At 34.3% G+C, this 1,804-nt stretch carries 2 pseudogenes; both read right to left on the bottom strand.

Annotation, left to right across the window (positions count from 1 at the left end):
• Window positions 1–374: pseudogene (locus ABZC13_RS14270) on the bottom strand (methyl-accepting chemotaxis protein); the annotation flags it as partial.
• 390 nt (window positions 375–764) lie between these two features.
• Window positions 765–1,703: pseudogene (locus tag ABZC13_RS14265) on the bottom strand (cache domain-containing protein); the annotation flags it as partial.
• Window positions 1,704–1,804 lie beyond the last annotated feature (101 nt).

The raw sequence follows: 1,804 nt of genomic DNA, 5'->3' as shown, positions 1-1,804 counted from the left end.
AGTTTAGCCATATTTACAAACAGTTCATGACCTATAACTGTATTATCTTCAGTGATTTTTCCTGAGTTAACTATTAGTTCACCAAGAGTATCTTTAAATAGATCTAGTTTACCTTGTGATGAGTGAGCGTGACCTTCTATAAGCTCACTGTTCTCTGCCATACTCATAGAGTTTTGTTTTAGTACACTGATATTTGCCTCTACTTCACTGGTAGCTTTTTGAGTACGTTCAGCAAGCTTTCTTACTTCATCAGCAACAACTGCAAATCCACGGCCATGTTCACCTGCACGAGCTGCTTCAATCGCAGCATTTAGTGCAAGAAGGTTAGTTTGATCTGAGATATCTTTAATAAGAGAGATAACATTAAATATCTCTTCAACATTTGCGTTTAACTGTTCAGACGAAGCTCTTGATTCACTTATCATCTCAGTAATATTAGATATAGTACTTATGATCTCATCTGTAGATACTGTAACTTTAGAGATAACATCTTCAGTCTCTTTATTCAGTTCATTAACGCTGTTTACATTCTCAACATTTTTCTTCATACTATCGCTTAGATTATTTGCATTATCTATAGCTCCACGAATCATCTCATCTGAGAGTGCAAGGTTTAGTCTGTTTTTATCCATACTATGCTGAACAGCTTTTTCAGACTCTATTGCTCTTAGTGCTTCTTCTTTTGCTTCATTAGAAAGTATTTGAACCTTATCAAGGAACTTATTGAAACTCGTACTTGCGTGTCCAAGTTCATCTCCTGATTTGACAGGCAGTCTTTTAGAGAGGTCTGCATCACCTTGAGCTAACTCTTTTGCAACTTCATCAAGGTTTAGTATAGGGTTTACAACAGCTATTTTAATAACCATAACTAAAAATACTAATATAAACAGATCTATAAGAGCCATTACGTATACTTGTCTCATTAAAGAGTCTTCTGATTGAGATACAACACTCTCAACATTCACTACTTTATTACCGATTACTGCATATCCTACTACTCTATCAGAGAAGTCTTTTATTTCTTCAGAGACTACATAGTAATCCCCTGCCAATTGAAATGAAGCAGTATTAGAGATATCTATATTTGCTAATCCTTTCATAAAGCCCTGATCTACAACTTTCTCTTTTACTGCTAAAGTATAGTTTCCTACTTTTGGAGCAGATTCTAGGGCAGTAGCAGTTGATAAATAGTCATTCTTCATAACTATTGCCATCTCATAACCGTTACTCTTTCTTGCTGATTTAACTATAGAGTTAAGTCCTTGCATGAACTCAACTGAACCTAGATAGTTACCCTCATCAAATATTGGAGCTAGACCACGTAGAACCAGACCTGCACGTCCAAGTTCTATAGCAACGATCGGTTTTTGGTTATTTTTTACACTTACAATTGTTTTTCTAAATGATTTTAGATCATCACCGAATTTCTTTGGTTTCCAAGCTCTCAAGAAGCTATGTACATTTGCATCATGGATATGTATTTTTATATTTTTATAGTCTGTGAATTCTTTGAATTCTTTAGATATTGAACCAAGTCCGTTTATAGCTATATTTCTGTCATTCTCTTTTAAAGCACGAATTACATCATAGTTTTTTGCTATATTGATAGCATTTGTTAAACCGATGCTCTCTTTAGACTTGATTGCCTCTTTATATATTGAACGAAGTGATTTCTCTTGTGTCTTATGAACGTTCTCTTTCATCTCATCTATTGAGTAGAAGTAGTTCATTATTATTATAATGAACCCGAATATGATAGACGCTATTAGCGGTATGTGTATCTTTTTACTGATTGATAGGTTGT

The sequence above is a fragment of the Sulfurimonas sp. genome (genome assembly GCF_041563035.1).
GTDB lineage: Bacteria > Campylobacterota > Campylobacteria > Campylobacterales > Sulfurimonadaceae > Sulfurimonas.
The sequence above is the reverse complement of the archived record's forward strand: the minus strand, read 5'-3'. Positions and strand labels throughout refer to the sequence as shown.